The sequence below is a fragment of the Allobosea sp. ASV33 genome (genome assembly GCF_016428755.1).
Lineage (GTDB): Bacteria > Pseudomonadota > Alphaproteobacteria > Rhizobiales > Beijerinckiaceae > Allobosea.
On the sequence record NZ_JAELTI010000036.1, the window covers coordinates 14868 to 35101 of the forward strand.

Here is a 20234-nt window from a genome sequence, read left to right on the forward strand (position 1 = left end):
GCCGGCCCCGAATGATATCGCAGCAGAGATTCGCGGCCACCACCACGCGCCCCAGATCCGTCCAGAGCGCTTCCTGTCGCTTGGCAGTTAAATGGGGTCTTCCTCAATTTGCGTGGTTTATCGGCTGTTAGCGAGGCTATCGCTATTGGCGGGCATGCGCACGCAATCGCAGTGGTCACCCGGCCCGAGGGTTAGGATTCTGGGTGTCGCGCTGACTGACAACCACAGTTGTGTTGTTTCGGCTGCTGGGCCCGCTATCGGCATTTGCCCCGATTGTGGTCGACAAAGCCGAAGTCGGCATGGTTGGTCCAATCGCCGGCTTCAGGATCTGCCTGTTCCCCGCAAGCCTGGGACGGTGAAGCTCCTGCTGAGCCGCTGGCGATGTTCCCATCATCAGTGTGAGCGACAAACGTTCACCGATCGGCTGCCGGCGGTTGCTTCCCCTTATGCGCGCCGGACGACGAGGGTCATCGAGATTGTCGGCCTGCTTGGCCAAAGCGCTGGTGGCCGACCGGGCGAGCGCTTGATGCAGCGGCTCGGCATGCCGGTCAGCGACGATAGCATCCTGCGGCAACTGAAGCGGGATGCCGCGGCTGTTCACGGCGGCATCGCCGATGTCCGGGTGGTTGGCATCGACGATTGGAGCTGGCGGCGAGCGACAAGCTATGGGACCATCCTCGTTGATCTTGAGCGCCGCTCGGTTTTCGACGTTCAGGGCTACCGTAGCGTCGATAGCGCAGCCAAGTAGCTGTGGGCCATCCTTCGATCGAGGTCGTCAGCCGGGGCCGCTGTGGCCACTATGCGCAGGCTGTCCGCCAGGGCGCACCGCAGGCTCGACAGGTTGCCGATCGGTTTCGCCTGATCCAGAATCTTCGCTCAGCGATTGAGGAACAGATGAGCATGTCTGGCCGTGCCACCGGTTGGGCGATCCTGTCGGAGGATGCGAGCGTCGACGCCGCGGCAACTCGCAGGCGCACGCGCCTCGCGCATCGGTGATCTCGCCAGAAAGTATTCGAGACGCTCCATGCCCTGCGCAAAGATGGGCTGTCTCACAGCGAAATCGCCCGCCGGACTGGCTGTGAACGTCGCAATGTCACGAAGTGGCTCAAGTTTGAGGCTCCGCCGGATCGGCGGTGAGCCCCCTTGAAGCCCTCATCACCATGGTATTTCGAGACGTTCCTTGCTTAGTGCTGGAAGGACGGCAATCGCTGCGGGCGCCATCTGTTTCATGATGTCAGGCAGCGTTGCTACACGGGGAGCTTTTCCCATCTGGAGCGCCTGCTGGGAGCCTGGCGGCGGGCAGAAAGAGAGCCGGCCGATGACATGCCGCCCACGGCGTTCACGATGGAACCGGTTCGGGATCTGGAAACCGGACATGCGATCTCGCCGGGGGCTGCCGCAGCGCTGTGCGTCAAGCCGCGAGGCCTGTTGACCGCCCGGCAGGCAAGGAAGGTTGATACCCTGATATCGCTTGGCAGTTAAATGTAAGAATGTGAGAAACGGCCCACACTTTGACCCCATCATCGGCGTGCAGGCTGACCCTTTAGTTATCGAGCTACGGCAATCATCTCAGAGACTTGCGAAGAATTTTGCGGGGTCCGACTTGGATGGCTGACGGGCCACAACATACCAGCATTTGACCCAAGCCGCCATCTTTTCAGCAGCATCCGCAAGTGTCAGGAACCAGTGCGTGTTAGGCACACTCGCTGCGAAAGCGGCCGTTGAACGCCTCGATGAAGGCATTGTCCGTCGACTTGCCCGGCCGCGAGAGGTCCAGGGTGACGCCCTTGGCATAGGCCCAGAGATCGAGGTCGCGGCTGACGAACTCGGAGCCTTAATCGACCCTGATCGTCTTCGGGTAGCCCAGTTTGGCGCAGACCCTTTCCAGCGTGGTGACGACGTCCTTCGGCCCGGTAGCTGAAGCGCGGATCGACCGCCGGCGAGAAGCGCGAGAAGGTATGGACCACGGTCAGAACCCGGATCTTCCGGCCCGTCGGCAGATCTCCGCTACCGGGATCCCATCCGCGCCCTGCTTCAGGATGAACGCCTTCTGGGCGTCCCAGAACTTCGAATCCTTCATCGCCTTCCGCTCCTCCCAGCCCAAGGGAAACGACACGAAAACTCTAACCCAAAGCGATCCAGTTTTAAGGGCTCAGATCACTTCGAAAGTCGGTCTCCCCGGTCAGTTCCTCTCCCTCACACTGTCCGCCGCGACGGGCGCACTCCAGATCGGGCTAGAGCAATTGGAATGTACGCGCAGCCGTCTTGCTCTGAATACATGGAACAGCGGCACGCCCCGAAAAGAGCCGTGTCGTCTCGGCGTCGCCCAGGAGGCAAGAATAGTGGGCGCTGTCGGCGGGCGAGGCTGGCATGGCGGGCCTCAGTCGACGAGGGTGGCTTCGGTCGCGGTACGGAATTCGGCCTCGCTCACGCCATCGGCAATCTCGACGATCTTGAGTCCGCCCTCGACGACATCGAGCACGCCGAGGTTGGTGATGATCCGATCGACCACGCGTTGGCCGGTCAGCGGCAGGGTGCAGGACTTCAGCACCTTGGATTCGCCGGCCTTGTTGGCGTGGTCCATCACCACGACGACGCGGCCGACGCCGGCGACGAGGTCCATCGCGCCGCCCATGCCCTTCACCAGCTTACCGGGGATCATCCAGTTCGCGAGGTCGCCGTTCTCCGCTACTTCCATGGCGCCCAGGATCGCCATGGCGATCTTGCCGCCGCGTATCATCGCGAAGCTCTCCGACGAGTCGAAGAAGGCGGTCTGCGGCAGCGCCGTCACCGTCTGCTTGCCGGCATTGATCAGATCCGCGTCCACCTCGCCGTCAAAGGGGAAGGGGCCGATGCCGAGCATGCCGTTCTCGGATTGCAGCGTCACCTCGACGCCCTCGGGAATATAGTTCGCCACCAGCGTCGGGATGCCGATGCCGAGATTGACGTACCAGCCGTTCTGTAATTCGCGGGCGGCGCGGGCCGCCATCTGGTTACGGTCCCAGGCCATCACGCGGCCTCCTTCTTGCGGGTGGTGCGCTGTTCGATGCGCTTCTCGTGCCGGCCCTGGATCAGGCGGTGGACATAGATGCCGGGCAGGTGGATGGCATCGGGGTCGAGCGAGCCGGTGGGAACGATCTCCTCGACCTCGCAGACGCAGATGCGGCCGCATTTCGCTGCCGGAACATTGAAGTTGCGCGCCGTCTTGCGGAAGACGACGTTGCCGCTCTCGTCGGCCTTCCAGCCCTTGACGATCGAAAGATCGGCGACGATCCCGCGCTCCAGGATATAGGTCTGGCCGTCGAACTCCTTGCTCGCCTTGCCGTCGGCGATCACGGTGCCGACGCCGGTCTTGGTGTAGAAGCCGGGGATGCCGGCGCCGCCAGCGCGCATGCGCTCGGCCAGCGTGCCCTGCGGGTTGAATTCGAGCTCCAGCTCCCCGGAGAGATACTGGCGCATGAACTCGGCGTTCTCGCCGACATAGGACGAGATCATCTTGCGGATCTGGCGGCTGTCGAGCAGCACGCCTAGGCCGAACCCGTCCACGCCGCAATTGTTGCTGGCGACGGTCAGGTTCTTCGTCCGGGCTTCAGGATGGCGTCGATCGGCAGTTCCGGGATGCCGCAGAGCCCGAAGCCGCCCGCCGCGATCAGCATACCGTCCTTCAGGACGCCCTCCAGCGCTTCAGACGCGCTGCCATAGATCTTCTTCATGATCCTCCCCTTCAGGCATTCAGCGGAATGCCGAGAATCTCGCGAGCCTGCTGCCAGGTCGCGACCGGCCGGCCGTATTGCCGGCAAAGCTCGGCCGCTCGCGCGACGAGGGCCGCATTCGAGGGGGCGAGCCGCTCGCGATCCAGGCGCACATTGTCCTCCAGGCCGGTGCGGGCATGGCCGCCTGCGGCGATCGCCCATTCGTTCAGCACGATCTGGTTCGAGCCGATGCCTGCGGCGCACCAGGGCACGTTCTCGCCGAAAAGCCGTTTCACGGTGCGGATGTAGTAGTCGAACACGTCGCGATCGACCGGCATCGCGTTCTTCACGCCCATGACGAACTGGACATAGGGGCGATCGACGATCTGGCCGCGCTTCCACATCTCGTGCGCCTTGAGGATATGCGAGAGGTCGAAGGCTTCGATCTCCGGCTTGACGCGATGGGCGGCCATCTCGGCGGCGAGCCAGTCGACCAGATCGGGCGCATTCTCATAGACGCGGTTGGGGAAGTTGTTGGAGCCGACGGCGAGCGAGGCCATGTCCGGCCGCAGGGACAGCATGGCGCCGCGGGCTTGGCCGGCGCCGGAGCGGCCGCCGGTCGAGAGCTGGACGATCAGGCCGGGGCAGTGCTTCTCCAGCCCCTCTTTCAGGCGGCCGTAACGCTCGGGATCCGAGGTCGGCTTGCCTTCGTCGTCGCGCACATGGCAGTGCGCGATCGTGGCGCCGGCCTCGAAGGCTTCCTGCGTACTCTCGATCTGTTCGGAGATGGTGATTGGAACGGCCGGGTTGTTGGCCTTGGTGGGCAGCGAGCCGGTGATGGCGACGCAGATGATGCAGGGTTGCGACATGGCTCAGATATCCAGGAACACGGTTTCGTCGTCGCCCTGAAGGCGAATATCGAAGCGATAGAGGCCGGGGCCGGTGCGGCGGGCGATCAGGGTCCGACGGCGCTCGACCTGTTCGATCAGGTTCAGGACGGGATCGGCGCCATTGTCCTCATCCTCGAAATACATCCGGGTGTTGAGCCCGATATTGATGCCGCGCGACACGAGCCAGAGGTTGATATGCGGCGCCATCATGCGCTTGTTGCGCCCCGGAACGGGCCCGGGTTTGATCGTCTCGAAGCTCCAGAGCCCGGTCTCGAAATCGGTGATGATCCGGCCCCAGCCGCGGAAACCGGGCGGCACCTCGGCATGGCCGGGGTCTTCCGGGTGCGGATAGACGCCGTTGGCGTCGGCGTGCCAGGCTTCGAGCAGCACGTCCTTCACCGGCGCCCCGGTGCCGTCATGGACCAGGCCCTCGACGCGGATGCGCTCGCCCGGCACTTCCGGGGTGGCGATCTGCCAGCCGAGCTCCTGGCGGTAGATGTCGAAGCCGGCGGCTCCCGGCGCCAGCCCGATATGTACATAGGGGCCGGCGGTCTGGGAGGCGGTTTCCTTCAGATAAGGCAGGGGCTGGACCATGGTCAGTTCCCCTCCAGGCGGTTCTCGAACAGGGTCGAGCGGCGGCCGCGCAGCACGATGTCGAACTTATAGGCGAGGCAATCTAGCGGCACGGCCGCGTTCAGATCGAGCGGCGCGACGAGCTGGTCGATGGCGCGCTGGTCCGGAATGGTCGCCACGATCGGGCATTTCGCGATCAGCGGGTCGCCCTCGAAATACATCTGGGTGATCAGGCGCTGCGCGAAGGCCGTTCCGAAGACCGAGACGTGGATATGGGCCGGGCGCCAGTTGTTGACCCAGTTGCGCCAGGGATAGGCGCCGGGCTTGATCGTGCGGAAGAAGTAGTAGCCGCTCTCATCCGTGAGCGTGCGGCCGCAGCCGCCGAAATTCGGGTCGATCGGCGCGAGATAGGCGTCCTTCTTGTGGCGGTAGCGCCCACCGGCATTGGCCTGCCAGATCTCGACCAGCGTGTTGGGCACGCCGCGGCCGTTCTCGTCGAGGACGCGGCCGTGGACGATGATGCGCTCGCCCACCGGGTCGCCGGTCTTGGCGTAGTTCTTGATCAGGTCGTTGTCGATCGGGTCGATGTCGCTATGGCCGAAGGTCGGGCCGGTGATCTCCGACAGCGAGCCCTGAAGCGAGAGCATGGCCAGGCGGGGGCTGCGCGCGACGGAGGTCTTGTAGTTCGGTGTCAGCGCGGGCGGCTGCCACATCCGGTCACGCTGATGGAGCTCGGCTGGTTTCACGGTCTCTCCTCCCCGGGCATGGCGGCGAAGATGTCCTTCGCGATCTTGATGGCGTGATTGGCACGCGGGACGCCGGCATAGATTGCGACGTGAAGGAGGGCTTCCATGACGTCGTCCTCGCTCGCGCCGGTGTTGCGGGTGGCGCGCAGATGCAAGGCGAGCTCCTCGTAATTGCCGAGCCCGGCCAGCAGAGCGATCGTCATCAGCGAGCGCTCGCGCAGCGGAAGCGTGTTCCGCGCCCAGACATGGCCCCAGGCAGCGTCCGTGATCAGGGCCTGGAACGGAGCATCGAATTCGGACTTGTTGGTTTCCGCGCGGTTCACATGCGCTTCGCCCAGAACGCGGCGGCGGATGGACATGCCCTTCTTGGCAAGCTCAGTCATGGGCATGGGCCCTCAGGAACGGGGACAGGATGGCGGCATAGGCCGCCGGCTTCTCGACGCAGGGCAGATGGCCCGCGCCAGGAACGACGTGAAAGGCGGCGCCGGGGATCAGATCGGCCGTGGCCTTCACCAGTTCGGGCGGGGAGGCGCCATCGGCATCCCCGGCAATCGCCAGAACGGGCAGGCGCAGCGCGGCGGTCGCGGCGGTCTGATCGGCTTGCGACAGCGTCTTGCAGGCGGCGATATAGCCCTCCGCAGGGGTGCGGGTCAGCATGTTGCGCCAGAGTGCGAGGTCGGGCGTGGCGCGGAAGGCGGAAGCGAACCAGCGCTCCATGATGCCGTCTGCGATGGAGGCCAGCCCTTGCCCGGCGACCGCGTCGATGCGGGTTTGCCAGCTTTGCGCCGTGCCAAGCCTGGCGGCGGTATTCGAGAGCACGAGGCCGTGCACCAGATCGGGCCGAAGGCTGGCCACGGTCTGGGCGATCAGCCCGCCGATGGACAGCCCGACGAAGACGACGGGCTTGGCCGCGACGGCCTCGATGAGCGCGATCGCGTCGGCGGCGTGTTCCGCAAGGGTGGTGCCGCCGCCGAGCGTCGAGAGGCCATGGCCCTGCTTGTCGTAGCGGATATAGCGCAAATCCTTCGGCAGGAGCGGCAGCAGGGCGTCCCAGAGCCGCAGATCGGTGCCGAGGGAATTGGCGAAGATCACCGCCGGGGCGTCCGTAGGACCGTCCGTGCGGTAGTGGAGGCCTCCGTAGGGGCGGGTCAGGACTTGCACGATCTCTCCTCCTGCCCATAACCTAACAGCACGAAAGCGGAGCGGATAATGCAAAAATCGCTTGAAATCATAATCATATGATTATGCATCCCGCTATCAAGCTGCGGCATATCCGGGCTTTTCTGGATATCGCGGTCGAGGGCAGCCTGTCGGCCGTCGCGCGGCGCCAGGGCATCACGCAGCCGGCGCTGAGCCGCACGCTCGCGGAGCTCGAGGAACTGCTGGCGGTGCCGCTGTTCCGGCGCGAGAAGCGGCGCCTCGTCCTGAGCGAGCAGGGGGCGCTGTTTCGCCGCCATGCCAGCGTCGGCCTGCAGGCCTTCGAGGCCGGCGCGGCTGCGCTTCATCCGGGCGCTGCCGGGAGCAGGATTCGCGTCGGGGTTCTGCCGACGGCCGCGACGCGGCTTTTCCCGCGCGTGGCGCTACGCTTTCGTGAGATCGCCCCGGAGACGGTCCTGACGATCGAGACCGGGCCGCATTCCTATCTGGTCGACTTGCTGCGCGAGGGCGCGATCGACCTCATGATTGGACGCATGCCCGTTGCCAGCGAGATGGCCGGCCTGGTCTTCGCGCATCTCTATGAGGAGGAGGTCGCGCTGGTTGCTCGCCACGACCACCCGCTGCGTGCCGAGCCGGCGGCGCGGCTTCTGCCGCAGGTGCCGATCATTGTCCCACCGGACACTGCGATCATCCGCCGCGTGGTCGACGATTATCTGGTGACCTTCAACCTCGCAGGGCTGAGCCCAGCCTTCGAGACGGTCGCCCTCCCTGTCGGCCGCGCGATCCTGCTGCGCTCGGACGCCGTTTGGTTCATCTCGCGCGGCGTCGTGGCAGACGAGATCGATCGCGGTGAGCTGTGCGAGATCGCGACGGGCGCGCGCTTCCTGTCCGGCGCGGTCGGGCTGACCCGACGCCAGGGAGGACCGGCCGTCCCCGGCCTGGACCTGCTGGAGCGGTTGACCAAGGAAACCGCCGACCGGGACGTCTAGCGCGTTGCGCGGAACGAGGCCGTCATTCCGGGCGCGAGCCCGGAACTGATCCGCGTCGCCGGGCAGGCCCTAGGAGGCCTGCATGTCCCAAGGAAAGGGCAGCGGCTGGGCGTCCGGTTTCTTCGCTGACGCAAGGCCACGGAACGACAAGTGTCGTTCGACCAGAGACCACCCGACAATTTCCCGCACGTTCCGGGCAGCTGCTATTCGCAGCGTGGCGCATGCCATCCGATCGCTCCGGAGGCGGCGCGCGAAGCTCCGACACGGTGCGGGCTGTCCTCCCGATTGGCGAGCACGTCCCGAAATCCATAATCTCTGGATTATGATCTTCGGCATGCTTTGCATTATTCAGCGCAGTTCAGCGCTGGTAGGTTATAGGAAGGAGGAAAGAGCAAATAAGGTCGAACCGACCCTGCGGACACATCCGCTGCCTTACGTAGGCCTGGCGCAACCGCTGGTGGGGTTCCGCTTCGCGCCATGTCCCAGCGTCACACTCGATACAGTCCCGCCGATGGCGTTCCGCTCCCCCGGGTTCCGGCCGAGGGGCGCCAAATGGAGCGGCCAAGCAATCGCATCCCGATTTTGCGCGATCGGCGGCGCCGACCGTATTTGCCTTGCGAAAATCGTTCCCGGTTCGGGACCAAAAGTCAGAAGATAAACTTCTACTAGGGAGATCATCATGACGATGGCAATAGAAGCCGAAGCGAGACACAATCAACAATCAAAGAAGGCGGCTGCCAGTGGCTGGATCGGATCAGCGCTGGAGTATTATGATTTCTTCATCTATGCGACGGCTGCATCGCTGATCTTTCCGCAAATCTTCTTTCCGTCCAGCAATCCGACCGTTGCGATCGTCGCTTCGCTGGCGACCTATGGAGTGGGGTATGTCGCGCGCCCTGTCGGCGCCTTCGTACTGGGTCACTGGGGCGACACGCATGGGCGCAAGAACGTGCTCATCCTGTGCATGTTCCTGATGGGGTTCTCGACCATCGCCGTCGGCCTGCTGCCGACCTATGAGCAGGTCGGCATCCTGGCGCCGATCCTGCTCGTCGTCATGCGCCTGATCCAGGGCTTCGCCGTCGCGGGAGAGATCTCGGGGGCAAGTTCGATGATCCTGGAGCACGCTCCCTTCGGCCGCCGCGGCTTCTTCGCCAGCTTTACGCTGCAGGGGGTGCAGGCGGGTCAGATCCTGGCTGCCGCCGTCTTCCTGCCGCTGGCCCATTTCATGCCCGAAGCCGCCTTCAACAGCTGGGGCTGGCGCATTCCGTTCCTGCTGAGCTTCGTCGTGATCATCGCCGGCTGGATCATCCGCCGCGAGGTCGACGAGACCCCGGCCTTCCAGCAAGAGGGCAGCCAGAACGCCACGCCCCGCTCGCCGATCGTCGAGGCGATCCAGACCACCTGGCCCGACATGATCCGCGTCATCCTGATGGCGCTGATGAACGTGATCCCGGTCGTCGCCACCATCTTCGGCGCCGCCTATGCGGTGCAGGCCGCCTATGGCATCGGCTTCCATAAGGATGTCTATCTGTGGATCCCGGTGCTGGGCAACGTCGTCGCCTGCATCGTCATCCCCTATGTCGGCAATCTCTCCGACAGGATCGGCCGCCGTCTGCCGATGATCGTCGGTGCCCTCGGCTCGGGCCTGCTCGCCTTCGGCTATCTCTATGCGATCTCGATCCACAGCGTGCCGCTGGCCATCGTGATGTCGCTGCTGATGTGGGGCGTCGTCTACCAGGGCTACAATGCGGTATTCCCCAGCTTCTATCCGGAGCTGTTCCCGACCCGCACCCGCGTCTCGTCGATGGCGATCTCGCAGAATATCGGCACCGCGGTCACCGCGCTGTTGCCGGCCCTGTTCGCCACGGTCGCCCCTCCCGGCTCGCAGAACGTGCCGCTGATCGTGGGAACCATCGCCTTCGCGATCTGCGCCGTCGCCGCTGCCGCCGCCTGGTCTGCGCGTGAGACCTACCGCGTCCAGATGAGCGATCTCGGCAACCCCGAGGCGGTTCCGGTCGATCGCGCCAGCTACGAGCGGCTGCGCGAGGGGAGCATCACCGGCTCGCGCGGCTGATGAAAGCATCGGGCTCCCAAACCGGACGCAAGGTGCCGGTCCAGCCCCTCCAACATTCGCATCGGGCCGTTCCGGCCCGATATCCCGAACCGGACCGGTCAGGCCGAAACGGCCTGACCGGTCGTTCCGTTTCCTGCTCGCGGCCTAGTAGGTGGCGCGGCCGCCGGAGAGGTCGAAGCAGGCGCCGGTCGAAAACGAGCATTCGTCGGATGCCAGCCAGGCGATCATCGCCGCGACCTCCTCCGGCTGTCCGGGGCGCCCCAGCGGGATCTTGGCAACGACTGCCGCATAGGCCTCCGGCGTCATCTGCTGGTTCATCGGCGTGGCGATGACCGCCGGCGCCACGCAGTTCACGCGGATTTCCGTATCCGCGAGTTCCTTCCCGAGCGACTTGGTCAGGGCGATGACAGCGCCTTTCGCGGCTGAATAAGCCGTCATCGTCGCATTGCCCTCCTTGCCGGCGATGGAGGCGAGATTGACGATGCGGCCGCTATTCTGTGCCCGCATGGTCGGCACGACGGCCCGGCAGCACAGAAAGGTGCTGGTCAGGCTGATGTCGACGGTGCGCTGCCAATCGGCGAAGGAATAGTCCTCGATCAGCCGGTTCGGGCCGGTGATGCCGGCGCAATTGACGAGGATGTCGACGCGGCCATGCCTGGCGAGCAGGCGCTGCGTCGCCCGCGTGACGGCGCCCTCGTCGGTCACGTCGACGCGATCGTCCGCCTCCTGCGCCAGATCCCAGGTCACGACGGTCGCCCCCGATGCCGAAAACCGCTCCGCCACGGCGCGGCCGATGCCGCCGCAACCGCCGCTCAGCAGGGCTATACGCCCCTGCAGGTCGATCGCATTCACGGTGCGGCCTCCGGCTGGCGTAGCGAGGCTCCGTTGCGCATCGCCGCGTCGCGGGCGGCCAGCGCCGTTCGTGTCGCGGCCAATGCCTGCCGCGCCCATTCGCGGACGCCGAGCTGGGCGGAGCGCTCCAGATGGGGAATCTCGACGCTGATCGGCAGGTCGGTAGGCAACTGGCTGAAGATGCCGGTGAGATCGATGCCGCCTGCGCCGGGCAGGAGACGTGCCTGACGGGCGGTGTGGATGAGGCCTTCGTCAGTCGTCGGGATCTCGCCCGGCGCGTCGCAGATCTGGGCGTAGCTCAGGCGCGATGCAGGGATCGCGGCGATATCGCCGAGGGTGGTTTGTGAGCGGGCGGCGTGAAGGGCGTCGACGAGCACGCGGCCGTTCGGTTGGGCTGCTGCGGTGACGATCCGCAGCGCGGAGCGGGCATCGGGCACCTTCGTCCACGGCATGAATTCGAGATCGCCGGTCAGACCGTAGGGGGCGGCGGCCTCGCAGAAGGTCGAGAAGGATGCGGTCAGCCGGGCCTCGTCGGGGTCGTCGCCGGCGACGAGGATCGCCCGGGCGCCCAGCTCTCCGCACAAATCCAGGAAGGGCCGGAAGGTCTCGACCGAAAAATCCGGGCCCAGCCGGACGATCTCGACATCGAAGACCGGCACGCCCGCGGCGAGCGCCCTGCGGGTCTCCGCCCGCAAGGCGGCATCATCGATCAGCGGGCTGGCGTCGCCGCCCGGAGCCGCAGGCAAGGCGCGCAGGCCGACGGCGTCGTAGCCGAGATCGGTGGCCAGGCGAATGACGTCGGGTGGGCTGAGCGGGACGCTGGTGAGATAGGCGAGCGAGATCGTCGGCATGGCTTGTACTCCGGATCAGGCAAGCGGAGAGATCGCGGTTGGCAGGGCGATCGTCGAATACATCTCGCCAGTCAGCCATTGCGGGCCGCCCTTCGGCGGCCAGAGCCCCTTCGCCACGGAATCGGCGCGGATGGCGGCGCGCTCGTCGAGGCTGGCGAAAGGCCAGATATGGGTGAAGCGTGGCGGGCCGTCGAGCGCATACATCGCGATCACGAGCGGCGAGAGTTCGACGCGAGCCGGCACGGCCGCTTCCCAGGCTGCGATGGTGGGAGGGACGCCGCCATGCTTCAGCCTATAGGTGCGGATCTCGTAGACGCTGCCATAGCGGCCGGGCCTGATCGGCGGCAGGAAGGGGAAGGGCGCATAGCTGTCGAAAGCGAGCGTCACGATGTCCTCGCCGCAGCCGAAGGGGTTGCTGCTGGCGAGGATGCGCTCGCGCTCCCGGCGCAGCTCGGCCTCGTCCGCGAAGCCGCGCAGGAGGATGATCTGGTTCAGCGTGCCGATCTCGCTCGCCCAGCAGCCATAGAGCTCGCCCTTTGCCTCGCCGGTCTTGAGGGCGGCATCGATGGCGGCGGTGACGGCGCCGGCCTTGCCGAGACGAACGGTCAAAGTTGCGATTTCATAGCGCATGGCTCTCTCCGGCATCAGGAACGGTTGTTGGCGAGCGGCACGCCGCTGGCATGGTGAGCGGCGACGTAGCCGAAGGTCATGGCCGGCCCGAGGGTGATCCCGCCGGCCGGATAGCGCCCGGCCATCATGCTCGACATGTCATTGCCGACGGCATAGAGGCCCGGAATTGGCGCGCCCTTACCATCGAGCACGCGGGCCCAGGCATCCGTCTTCAGCCCTGCGAAGGTTCCGAGGCTGCCGGGGACGATCTTCACGGCATAGAACGGGCCGGACTCGATCGGGCGGACGCAGGGGTTGGGCCGGTGCTCGGGGTCGCCCTGCACGCGATTATAGGGCGTGTCCCCGCGTCCGAAGGCGGGATCGCTGCCCTGCGCCGCCTCGCGATTGTACTGCGCGATCGTCTCCGACAGCCCAGCACCATCGATGCCACAAGCGGCGGCGAGCGCCTTGATCGTGTCTCCGCGGCGCAGATAGCCGTTCCGCAGCCAGGGGCGGATCGGGAAGGGGCGAGGCCTCGCGCGGCCGAGACCGTAGCGGCGCAGGAAGGCATGGTCGCAGACCAGCCAGCATTCGGCGGGCTCGCCGGTGGGCGTGACAGCGAACAGCGCCTGCATCACGTCATGATAGGAATCGGCCTCGTTGCAGAAGCGCCGGCCGTCGCGGCGGATCATGATCGTGCCGGGCTTGGCGCGTTCGATCAGATGCGGAAAGCGGCCGAGGGAGCCGTCCGGCTTCGGCACGAGCGAGACCGGCGCCCAGGCGCCGGCATTGGGCAGGCCGGGTTCGACATGCCCGCCGGCTGTCTCGCCAAGCTTTATACCGTCGCCCGTATTGGCCGCAGGCGCGGCGGACCAATGCTCCTCGCCCGTCGGCGCGTGCGCAAACAGTTCGGCCTTGCGCCTGGTATCGTGGGGGAAGCCGCCGGTCGCGAGCACCACGCCGCGCGCCGCCCGGATGCTCTGCCGCCGGCCACCGGACTCGACCACGGCACCGACGACCTGATCGCTCTCCCGCAGCATCTCGATTGCCGCCGTGTTGGTCCGCAGGGTCACGCCGAGATCGTCGGCCGATTTCAACAGCCGCGCCGCAAGCGCATTGCCATTGACCAGATGCAGCCCGCGGCCATGGCTTGCGCGGTCGGCGAAATGCCGCGCCAGGCGCTGCAGCACGTGCAGGAAGGACGGCAGCTTGCGCGTGGCATTGAGGAAATGGCGCAGATCGGCGCCGGAGCCGATATTCATGCCGAAGGGCGCGATCTCGTCGAGCGGAGGGCGCAGATCCTTGAGACGGGGGCCGAGTTCGCGCCCGTCGAAGGGCTTGGCGCAGAGCGAGCGCCCGCCCGTGCCGGCGCCCGGCGTCTTGCCGTGGAAATCCGGGATGAGATTGCCGTCGACGAAATCGACCGCCGTCTCGCGCTGGAAGAAGGAGACCATGCGCGGGCCCTGTTCCAGCAAGGTCGAGACGAAGGTCTCGTCATAGTCGCCGCCGAGCTCTTGGCGCAGATAGGTCCGGATAGTCTCCTCGTCCTCGTCGATACCAGCGGCCCGCGCGAGCGGATTGCGCGGTATCCACATCCAGCCACCGGACCAGGCGGTGGTGCCGCCGAACAGGCTCTCCTTCTCGATCACGACGACCTCGAGGCCGAGCGCGGCAGCGGTGACGGCGGCCGCGAGCCCGCCGGCGCCCGAGCCGATCACCAGGAGATCGCAGGATTGCGGCAACGCTTCGCTCATCAGGCGGCCTGCTCCGGGGCTGGCGAGGCCTGCCGATCCGTGCCATGGCCCAGCGCATGTCGGATCGCGCGGTAAGCGAAGGCGATCGCCGGGCCGATGGTGATGCCCGGACCCGGATAGGTGCCGCCCATGATCGAATTCGCCTCGTTGCCGCAGGCATAGAGTCGGCCGATTGGCCGGTCGCCTTCGCCCAGCACCTGCGCGTCCTCGTCGATGACGAGCCCGGTCGCGGCACCGATATCGCCCGGCATCAGCTTGACTGCGTAGAAAGGGGCGGTCGCGATCGGCCCGAGCGTGGCATTGGGGAAGCCGCGCGAGGCATCGCCATTGATGCGATGGTAATCGGTCGTGCCGCGGCCGAACTCCGGGTCGATGCCGGTGCGGGCGTATTCGTTCATATGGGCGACGGTCCCCGCCAGTGCGCTCGGGTCGACGCCGATCTTGCTGGCGAGGTCTGCGATAGTGGCGCCTTCGATCAGGTAGCCATCGGCGAGGAAGGGCTGCAGGTTCTTCGTGCCCATGCGGACCATGCCGAGGCCGTAGCGCCGCAGGCCTTCCGCGTCGGTGACGATCCAGCAGGGGATCGTCGGGCGGCTGCGATTGGCTTCGAACATCGCCCGGCTGAACAGATGGTAGGAGGTCGATTCGTTGACGAAGCGCCGGCCGGTCTGGTCGACGCAGACGGTGCCGGGCTTGCTGCGGTCGAGCACGAAATGCGGGAAGACGGCGGTCGTGCCGTCCGGCCGCTTGCGGGTCGAGACCGGGGCCCAGAAGGCGTTGTCGAGATTGCCTTCGCCGAAGCGCGCGCCGAGCTTCAGCGCGAGATCCTGCATCGCGCCGGTATGGCCCGGCGCGGCCGGGCTGAGCGATGGCGTCGGCGCATTGAGCATGTCGCCGCGCCGCTGTGGATGGCGGTTGTAGCCGCCGGCCGCGAGGACGACGCCCTGCCGCGCCGTGATCGACCGGCGGGTGCCATCCTGCGTGACGATGACGCCGGTGACCCCGGCCGGTCCGGTGAGGAGCTCCGTCACGGAGGCGTTCGTCAGCACCGTGCCGTCATGCTTCTTCAGGGTGAGGAGGAGGCTGCCGATCAGAGCGTTGCCCATGACGAGCCTGGTGCCGCGCCGCCCGCTCAGGCGGTCCAGCCCGTAGCGGCCGAGGATGCTCGCGGCATGCCGGAAGGATTTCCAGGATTTGCGCAGGTTGAGCAGGTGGCCGATATCGGTGCGGTCGATCATCATGCCGCCGAACAACGTGAATTCGGGGATCGGCGGGCGGATGCGGTTCATGTCCGCACCGAGCCGGCGGCCATCGAAGGGCACCGGTTCCAGCGCGCGGCCGCGTAGCGTTGCGCCCTCGATATCCGATTCATAGTCCGGATGGGTCGCATAGGGCCGGAAATGCACTTCCGTGCGGCTCTCCAGCGTCGCGATGGCCTCCGGGCCGGCCCGCAGGAAGGCGTCGCGCAGCCGTGCGGAGGAGCGGTTGCCGACGACGCCGTCGAGGAAGCGGGAGACCTTCTCCAGGCTGTCGCCGGTCGCGACCTTCTCCGCGTGCATCGAGTTGGGGATCCAGGTCGTGGCGGCCGAAAGGGCGCTCGTGCCGCCGACATGCTTGGTCCGCTCAATCACGAGCACGGAGCGGCCCTCGATCGCGGCGAAGACGGCGGCCGACAGCCCGGCAGCGCCCGAGCCCGCCACGATGAGATCGTATTCCGCCCGCTCCGGCAGGCTCTTCAGCGTCGTGAACATGGCAACCTCAGCCGATGCGCTCGCCGGCGAGCAGGAACTCGACCATCGCGGTCTGCAGGGCCTGATACATCTGCGTGCCCGTCGAGGTCCGGCACCCCTTGGAGCGCGCCGCCTCGATCAGCGGCGAGATCGCCGGGACGGTGATGACGCAGCCGACGAAGGTATCCGGCGATAGCTTGTCGACCTCGACCGGCAGCGCATCGCCCGGCTTCATGCCGGCGGGCGTCGCATTTGCGACGAGGCCGAAGCCGGTCGGATCGGGCGAGCCGGCGACGACCTTCGCCTTGCCCTTGCGGTTCAGCCGCTCGATCAGGTCGTCGCGCCGGCGCGTATCCGCGTCGTGGATCGCGAGTTCACTGACGCCGGCGTCGACGAGGGCGAGCGCGATGGCGGAGCCGGCGCCGCCCGCGCCGATCAGCAATGCGCGCTTGCCTTCCGGCTCGCCGCCATTGGCCTTGACCGCCCCGACGAAGCCGAGCCCGTCGACCATCTCGCCATGCCAAGCGCCGTCCTTGCGGCGGCGCATGATGTTGACCGCGCCGAGGAAATCCCCGCGCTCGGTCGCGCTGGCGCAGTGGCGGTGGCAGGCGAATTTGTGTGGGACGGTGACGATGATGCCGTCGAGGTTCGGCAGATGATCGGCAGCCTTGAGGAAGGTGTCGAGATGCTCGGGCGCGACGCGGACGGGGGCGACGACTCCGTCATGGCCACGCTCGGCGAAGGCGGCGGTCATGCCGCCCGGCGATTTCACCTGCGCGATCGGCTCGCCGACGATGACGTTGAGGCGGGTTGCCCCGGTGATCTGGAAATCCACGGTCTTTCTCCTCTCGCGGCCGGGTCAGGCCGCGCATTGTCCCTGGGTTTCAACGACGCCGAGCAGGCGCGCCTGCATCGCCTCGTCATGTTCGAGCTCCGCGGCATCGCCGGCGAAGGCGACCTGCCCGTTGACCAGCACGTAGGCGCGGTCGACGATCGGCAGCACCAGCTCGGCATGGTGCTCGACGATCACCATCGCGACGCGGCCGCGCAGCTTGACCAGAGCCTCCATGACCTCGTTGACGACGGCCGGCGCCAACCCCTCGAAGGGCTCGTCGAGCAGGATGAGCTTGCTCGGCACCATCAGGGCACGGGCGATCGCGACCATCTGGCGCTCGCCGCCCGACAGGTTCTCGGCCTTGGCCGCCTGCCGCGTGCGCAGGCGCGGGAACAGGGCGAACACTTCTTCCAGGTCGATGCCGCCAGGACGCTGCGCGAGCAGCAGGTTCTCGGTCACGGTCAGGTTCGGAAAAAGGCGCCGGCCTTCCGGCACCAGCGAAATGCCGAGCCGGTTGATCTCGAAGGGGCGAAGCTTGCGCAGATCCGTCCCGGCGAAGCGGAGGCTGCCGCGGTCGAGCGGCAAGCTGCCGGTCAGCGCCCGCAGCAATGTCGTCTTGCCGACGCCGTTGCGGCCGAGCAGCGCCACCGCCTCGCCCTCCCGGATCGTCATGTCGATGCCGGAGAGAACCGTGCTGCCGCTATAGCCGGCGGCGATGTCCGCGGTTTCCAGCAGGACGGGGCTTTCCTCCGTCCTGCCGCGTTTCACGGCAGGCGCCGTCGCGCGCTCGCCATCCTTGGCGGCACCGAGATAGGCGGCGATCACCTCCGGGTTACGCGCGACGTCGGCCGGCTTGCCGTCCGCGATCATGCGGCCCTGATGCAACACGGAGATGCGGTCGGAGATCGCCAGGACGCGGTCGATGTCGTGCTCGATCAGCAGCACGGCATGGCGCTGGGCGAGCCGGCGGATCAGATCCGCGACGACGATCCGGTCGGCCTCGGCGAGGCCGGCGAGCGGTTCGTCCAGCAAGAGCAATTTGGATTCGATCGCCAGCGTCACGGCGATCTCGAGGAGGCGTTTGGCGCCATGCGGCAGGTCCTGGCTGATCTCTGCCGCCTGCTCGACGAGACCGACCGCATCGAGCAGCGACCAGCTGCGCGCATTGATCGCATCGATGTCGTGGGCGTCACGCAGCAGGCCACGGGCGCCGAGACGCTGCGCCTGCACGGCGATGCGGACGTTCTCGAACACGGTCAGATTCGGGAAGATCGACAGGATCTGGAAGGAGCGGGCGATGCCGAGCCGGGCGCGGGCATGCATCGGCAGCCTGGTAATGTCGCGTCCCTCGAAGAAGACCTGGCCTGCGCTGGGCGGCAGCACGCCGGTGAGCATGTTGTAGAAGGTCGTCTTGCCGGCGCCGTTGGGGCCGATGATCGAGTGGAGGACGAAGGGCCTGACCTCAAGATCGATCTCCTTGGCCGTGACCAGGCTGCCGAACCGCTTGGAAAGCTTGCGCGTCTCCAGGATCGGCTTGTCCGGGTCCATCGCCTGCGCCGCGCTGACATAGGGCTCGATCACGGCCGGGCGCGGGGGAATCGTGTTGCGCGTCAGGGTCCAGCGCTGGCGCTTGCCGAAGCGCTGTACGAGGCCGGTGATGCCTTCCGGCGAGAGCAGCGCGAACAGGATCAGGATCGGCGCGAAGATCAGCCACCAGTTCTCTGTGACGGCCGAAAGCCGGTTCTCCAGAATGATGAAGCTGATCGCGCCCCAGAGCGGGCCGAGAAAGTGATGGACGCCGCCGAGCACCGTCATCAGCAGGGCGTCGCCGGCATGCTGCCAGCTCAGGTTGTTGGCATAGACGCCCTGCAGCAGGAAGGTCAGCAGCGAACCGGCGAAGCCGACGAAGCCGGCCATCAGCACGAAGGAGCCGAGCCTGAGCAAATAGACGTTGAAGCCGAGGCTGCGCGCCCGCTGCTCGTTGTCGCGCACCGCCTGCAAGGCCCTGCCGAACGGCGAATGCACGATGCGCCAGAGCAGCCAGACACCGGCGACGACACAGGCGATGACGAAGCCGTGGAAGGCGAGGTCGTTCTGAAAGGTCGGGCGAGCCACGCCTTGCAGGCCGTTCTCGCCGCCGGTCACCGCCGTCCATTTGAAGGCGACTTCGAAGGCGATCTGCGAGCAGGCCAAGGTGAGAAGCGAGAAATAAAGTCCCTTGCGGCGCAGGATCAGCGCGCCGAGCACGAGGCCGAGCGCGAGCGAGAACAGCACCGAGAGCAGGATGCCGCCGAGATCGTTCGACATCCGCCCGAGCACGAAGAAGGCGGCGGCATAGCTGGCGCAGCCGAAGAAGACGGAAGCGCCGAAGGGCACGAGCCCGGTATAGCCGACGAGCAGATTCACCCCCATGCCGTAGAGCGTGTAGATCGCGATCTGCGTGATCAGGCCTACGGGTGCGCCGAGCATCAGCCATAGCGCGGTGAGGGCGCAGAGGACGATGCCGACCCAGAGGGCGGGGTGCGTGAGCAGGGTGCGGGGATTCATTCGAAGCGCTCCCATTTTTCGCCGAAGAGGCCGCGAGGACGCACGAGCAGGATGGCCGCCATCAGCACGTACATGGCCGCGCCCGACCATTCCGGCTGGAACTGGATGGTCATGGCGATGGTGATGCCGACGAGCAGCCCGGCGATGATGGCGCCGGCATAGGAGCCGAGCCCGCCGATGGTGACGATGACGAAGGCCGGCATGATCGCGCTGGCTGCCATCGAGGGCGTCACCGTCCACAGCGGCGCGGCCAAGAGCCCGGCGAGACCGGCGAGCAGGCAGCCGATGCCGAAGACGAAACTGAACACGACGGGCAGGTTGATGCCGAGCAAGCCGACCATCTCGGCATCGCGGGAGCCCGCGCGGATGATGCGGCCGAAGGGCGTGTAGGTGAGGAAGGCCCAGAAGGCCACCAGCGCCGCAATCGTTACTAGAAGCACGAACAGCCGGTACTTGGTCAGCAGGATCGGGCCGTATTCGACGAATCCGGCGAGGAAGCGCGGCGCGCTGAAGGGCAGGGGCGCTCCGCCGAAGATCATGCGCAGGATCGCCTCGATGAGAAGAGCCAGCGCGAAGGTCAGGATCAAGCCGAGGAGCGGTTCCTTGCCGTAGAGATGGCGGATCAGGACGACCTCGACCACCATGCCGATGCCGCTGGTCAGCAGCGGCGCGAGCAGCGCAGCCCACCAGCCGAATTCGCGAGCGAGAACCAGGGCGAGATAGGCGCCCAGCGCGAAGAAAGCGCCATGAGCGAAGTTCACGATACCGAGCAGGCCGAAGATGATCGACAGCCCGACCGCGATCAGAACGTAGAGAAAGCCGAGGATCAGACCGTTGACGGTCTGGGACAGGATCATGTCCAACATGAAAGGCCGCTCCTGCAGAGGACGCGAGGGACGCGCGGGACGGGCTGGCCGCGCGGTGAGGCGCGGCC

Annotated in this window: 16 protein-coding genes and 3 pseudogenes; 3 read left to right on the top strand and 16 right to left on the bottom strand. The window is 66.5% G+C overall.

The genetic code is table 11. From position 1 onward, the window contains the following. Positions 1 to 154: 154 nt before the first annotated feature. Positions 155 to 1464 (top strand): annotated as a pseudogene (locus JHD80_RS12775) (transposase); the annotation flags it as partial. A 177-nt stretch (positions 1465 to 1641) separates the two neighbouring features. Here the strand turns inward: JHD80_RS12775 and JHD80_RS12780 are convergent. From JHD80_RS12780 to pcaD, 8 genes and pseudogenes are all read right to left on the bottom strand, one after another. Next, positions 1642 to 2000, bottom strand: a pseudogene (locus tag JHD80_RS12780) (DDE-type integrase/transposase/recombinase); the annotation flags it as partial. A gap of 380 nt (positions 2001 to 2380) precedes the next feature. Further along, positions 2381 to 3010: a 3-oxoacid CoA-transferase subunit B gene (locus tag JHD80_RS12785; protein WP_199087725.1), complete on the bottom strand. Its 630-nt coding sequence runs from the start codon at positions 3008 to 3010 to the stop codon at positions 2381 to 2383. Then, positions 3010 to 3713, bottom strand: a pseudogene (locus JHD80_RS12790) (CoA transferase subunit A). The gene JHD80_RS12785 and the pseudogene JHD80_RS12790 overlap by 1 nt, the downstream one beginning before the upstream one ends. A gap of 11 nt (positions 3714 to 3724) precedes the next feature. Beyond that, complete coding sequence (locus JHD80_RS12795) at positions 3725 to 4561, bottom strand: 3-oxoadipate:acetyl-CoA acetyltransferase (RefSeq protein ID WP_199087727.1); 837 nt, start codon at positions 4559 to 4561, stop codon at positions 3725 to 3727. Positions 4562 to 4564: 3 nt separating this feature from the next. Next, positions 4565 to 5176, bottom strand: coding sequence for a protocatechuate 3,4-dioxygenase subunit alpha (gene pcaG, locus JHD80_RS12800; RefSeq protein ID WP_199087729.1), 612 nt, complete (start codon positions 5174 to 5176; stop codon positions 4565 to 4567). A gap of 2 nt (positions 5177 to 5178) precedes the next feature. Beyond that, a complete protein-coding gene (gene pcaH / locus JHD80_RS12805; protein WP_199087779.1) occupies positions 5179 to 5868 on the bottom strand; it encodes a protocatechuate 3,4-dioxygenase subunit beta in 690 nt (229 codons plus the stop codon). 29 nt (positions 5869 to 5897) lie between these two features. Further along, positions 5898 to 6290, bottom strand: a complete 393-nt coding sequence (gene pcaC / locus JHD80_RS12810) for a 4-carboxymuconolactone decarboxylase (RefSeq protein WP_210339880.1) — start codon at positions 6288 to 6290, stop codon at positions 5898 to 5900. Then, positions 6277 to 7062, bottom strand: coding sequence for a 3-oxoadipate enol-lactonase (gene pcaD / locus JHD80_RS12815; RefSeq protein WP_199087733.1), 786 nt, complete (start codon positions 7060 to 7062; stop codon positions 6277 to 6279). Before pcaD ends, pcaC begins: the two co-directional genes overlap by 14 nt. A gap of 77 nt (positions 7063 to 7139) precedes the next feature. Between pcaD and JHD80_RS12820 the strand changes: the two genes are divergently transcribed. Beyond that, on the top strand, positions 7140 to 8048 hold the full coding sequence (locus JHD80_RS12820; protein ID WP_199087735.1) for a LysR substrate-binding domain-containing protein: 909 nt from the start codon (positions 7140 to 7142) through the stop codon (positions 8046 to 8048). Between the two features lie 685 nt (positions 8049 to 8733). Next, entirely contained in the window at positions 8734 to 10122 is a 1389-nt protein-coding gene (locus JHD80_RS12825; RefSeq protein ID WP_199087781.1) for an MFS transporter, read from the top strand. A gap of 144 nt (positions 10123 to 10266) precedes the next feature. Here JHD80_RS12825 and JHD80_RS12830 read toward each other — a convergent pair whose 3' ends face one another. Genes JHD80_RS12830 through JHD80_RS12865 form a run of 8 tightly spaced genes read right to left on the bottom strand, consistent with a single transcriptional unit; the run spans position 10267 to position 20166 of the window. Further along, the gene (locus JHD80_RS12830) at positions 10267 to 10974 is read right to left on the bottom strand and encodes an SDR family oxidoreductase (RefSeq protein ID WP_199087737.1); all 708 of its coding nucleotides are present in this window, start codon (positions 10972 to 10974) and stop codon (positions 10267 to 10269) included. Beyond that, complete coding sequence (locus tag JHD80_RS12835; RefSeq protein WP_199087739.1) at positions 10971 to 11825, bottom strand: sugar phosphate isomerase/epimerase family protein; 855 nt, start codon at positions 11823 to 11825, stop codon at positions 10971 to 10973. Before JHD80_RS12835 ends, JHD80_RS12830 begins: the two co-directional genes overlap by 4 nt. Positions 11826 to 11840: 15 nt before the next feature. Continuing rightward, complete coding sequence (locus tag JHD80_RS12840; protein ID WP_199087740.1) at positions 11841 to 12455, bottom strand: NIPSNAP family protein; 615 nt, start codon at positions 12453 to 12455, stop codon at positions 11841 to 11843. A gap of 14 nt (positions 12456 to 12469) precedes the next feature. Next, positions 12470 to 14188, bottom strand: coding sequence for an FAD-dependent oxidoreductase (locus tag JHD80_RS12845; protein WP_199087742.1), 1719 nt, complete (start codon positions 14186 to 14188; stop codon positions 12470 to 12472). Continuing rightward, on the bottom strand, positions 14188 to 15939 hold the full coding sequence (locus JHD80_RS12850; RefSeq protein WP_199087744.1) for an FAD-dependent oxidoreductase: 1752 nt from the start codon (positions 15937 to 15939) through the stop codon (positions 14188 to 14190). The genes JHD80_RS12845 and JHD80_RS12850 overlap by 1 nt, the downstream gene beginning before the upstream one ends. 7 nt (positions 15940 to 15946) lie before the next feature. Continuing rightward, positions 15947 to 16753, bottom strand: a complete 807-nt coding sequence (locus tag JHD80_RS12855; RefSeq protein ID WP_199087746.1) for a shikimate dehydrogenase — start codon at positions 16751 to 16753, stop codon at positions 15947 to 15949. A 24-nt stretch (positions 16754 to 16777) separates the two neighbouring features. Beyond that, positions 16778 to 19300, bottom strand: coding sequence for a branched-chain amino acid ABC transporter ATP-binding protein/permease (locus JHD80_RS12860; RefSeq protein WP_199087753.1), 2523 nt, complete (start codon positions 19298 to 19300; stop codon positions 16778 to 16780). After that, a complete protein-coding gene (locus tag JHD80_RS12865; protein WP_199087755.1) occupies positions 19297 to 20166 on the bottom strand; it encodes a branched-chain amino acid ABC transporter permease in 870 nt (289 codons plus the stop codon). Before JHD80_RS12865 ends, JHD80_RS12860 begins: the two co-directional genes overlap by 4 nt. Between the last annotated feature and the right edge of the window lie 68 nt (positions 20167 to 20234).

Excerpts from the sequence above, each read along its gene's own strand:
- JHD80_RS12785 (WP_199087725.1), bottom strand. The coding sequence starts at position 3,010 with ATGGCCTGGGACCGTAACCAGATGGCGGCCCGCGCCGCCCGCGAATTA.
- JHD80_RS12795 (WP_199087727.1), bottom strand. The coding sequence starts at position 4,561 with ATGTCGCAACCCTGCATCATCTGCGTCGCCATCACCGGCTCGCTGCCC.
- pcaG (WP_199087729.1), bottom strand. The coding sequence starts at position 5,176 with ATGGTCCAGCCCCTGCCTTATCTGAAGGAAACCGCCTCCCAGACCGCC.
- pcaH (WP_199087779.1), bottom strand. The coding sequence starts at position 5,868 with ATGTGGCAGCCGCCCGCGCTGACACCGAACTACAAGACCTCCGTCGCG.
- pcaC (WP_210339880.1), bottom strand. The coding sequence starts at position 6,290 with ATGCCCATGACTGAGCTTGCCAAGAAGGGCATGTCCATCCGCCGCCGC.
- JHD80_RS12820 (WP_199087735.1), top strand. The coding sequence starts at position 7,140 with ATGATTATGCATCCCGCTATCAAGCTGCGGCATATCCGGGCTTTTCTG.
- JHD80_RS12825 (WP_199087781.1), top strand. The coding sequence starts at position 8,734 with ATGGCAATAGAAGCCGAAGCGAGACACAATCAACAATCAAAGAAGGCG.
- JHD80_RS12835 (WP_199087739.1), bottom strand. The coding sequence starts at position 11,825 with ATGCCGACGATCTCGCTCGCCTATCTCACCAGCGTCCCGCTCAGCCCA.
- JHD80_RS12840 (WP_199087740.1), bottom strand. The coding sequence starts at position 12,455 with ATGCGCTATGAAATCGCAACTTTGACCGTTCGTCTCGGCAAGGCCGGC.
- JHD80_RS12845 (WP_199087742.1), bottom strand. The coding sequence starts at position 14,188 with ATGAGCGAAGCGTTGCCGCAATCCTGCGATCTCCTGGTGATCGGCTCG.
- JHD80_RS12850 (WP_199087744.1), bottom strand. The coding sequence starts at position 15,939 with ATGTTCACGACGCTGAAGAGCCTGCCGGAGCGGGCGGAATACGATCTC.
- JHD80_RS12860 (WP_199087753.1), bottom strand. The coding sequence starts at position 19,300 with ATGAATCCCCGCACCCTGCTCACGCACCCCGCCCTCTGGGTCGGCATC.
- JHD80_RS12865 (WP_199087755.1), bottom strand. The coding sequence starts at position 20,166 with ATGTTGGACATGATCCTGTCCCAGACCGTCAACGGTCTGATCCTCGGC.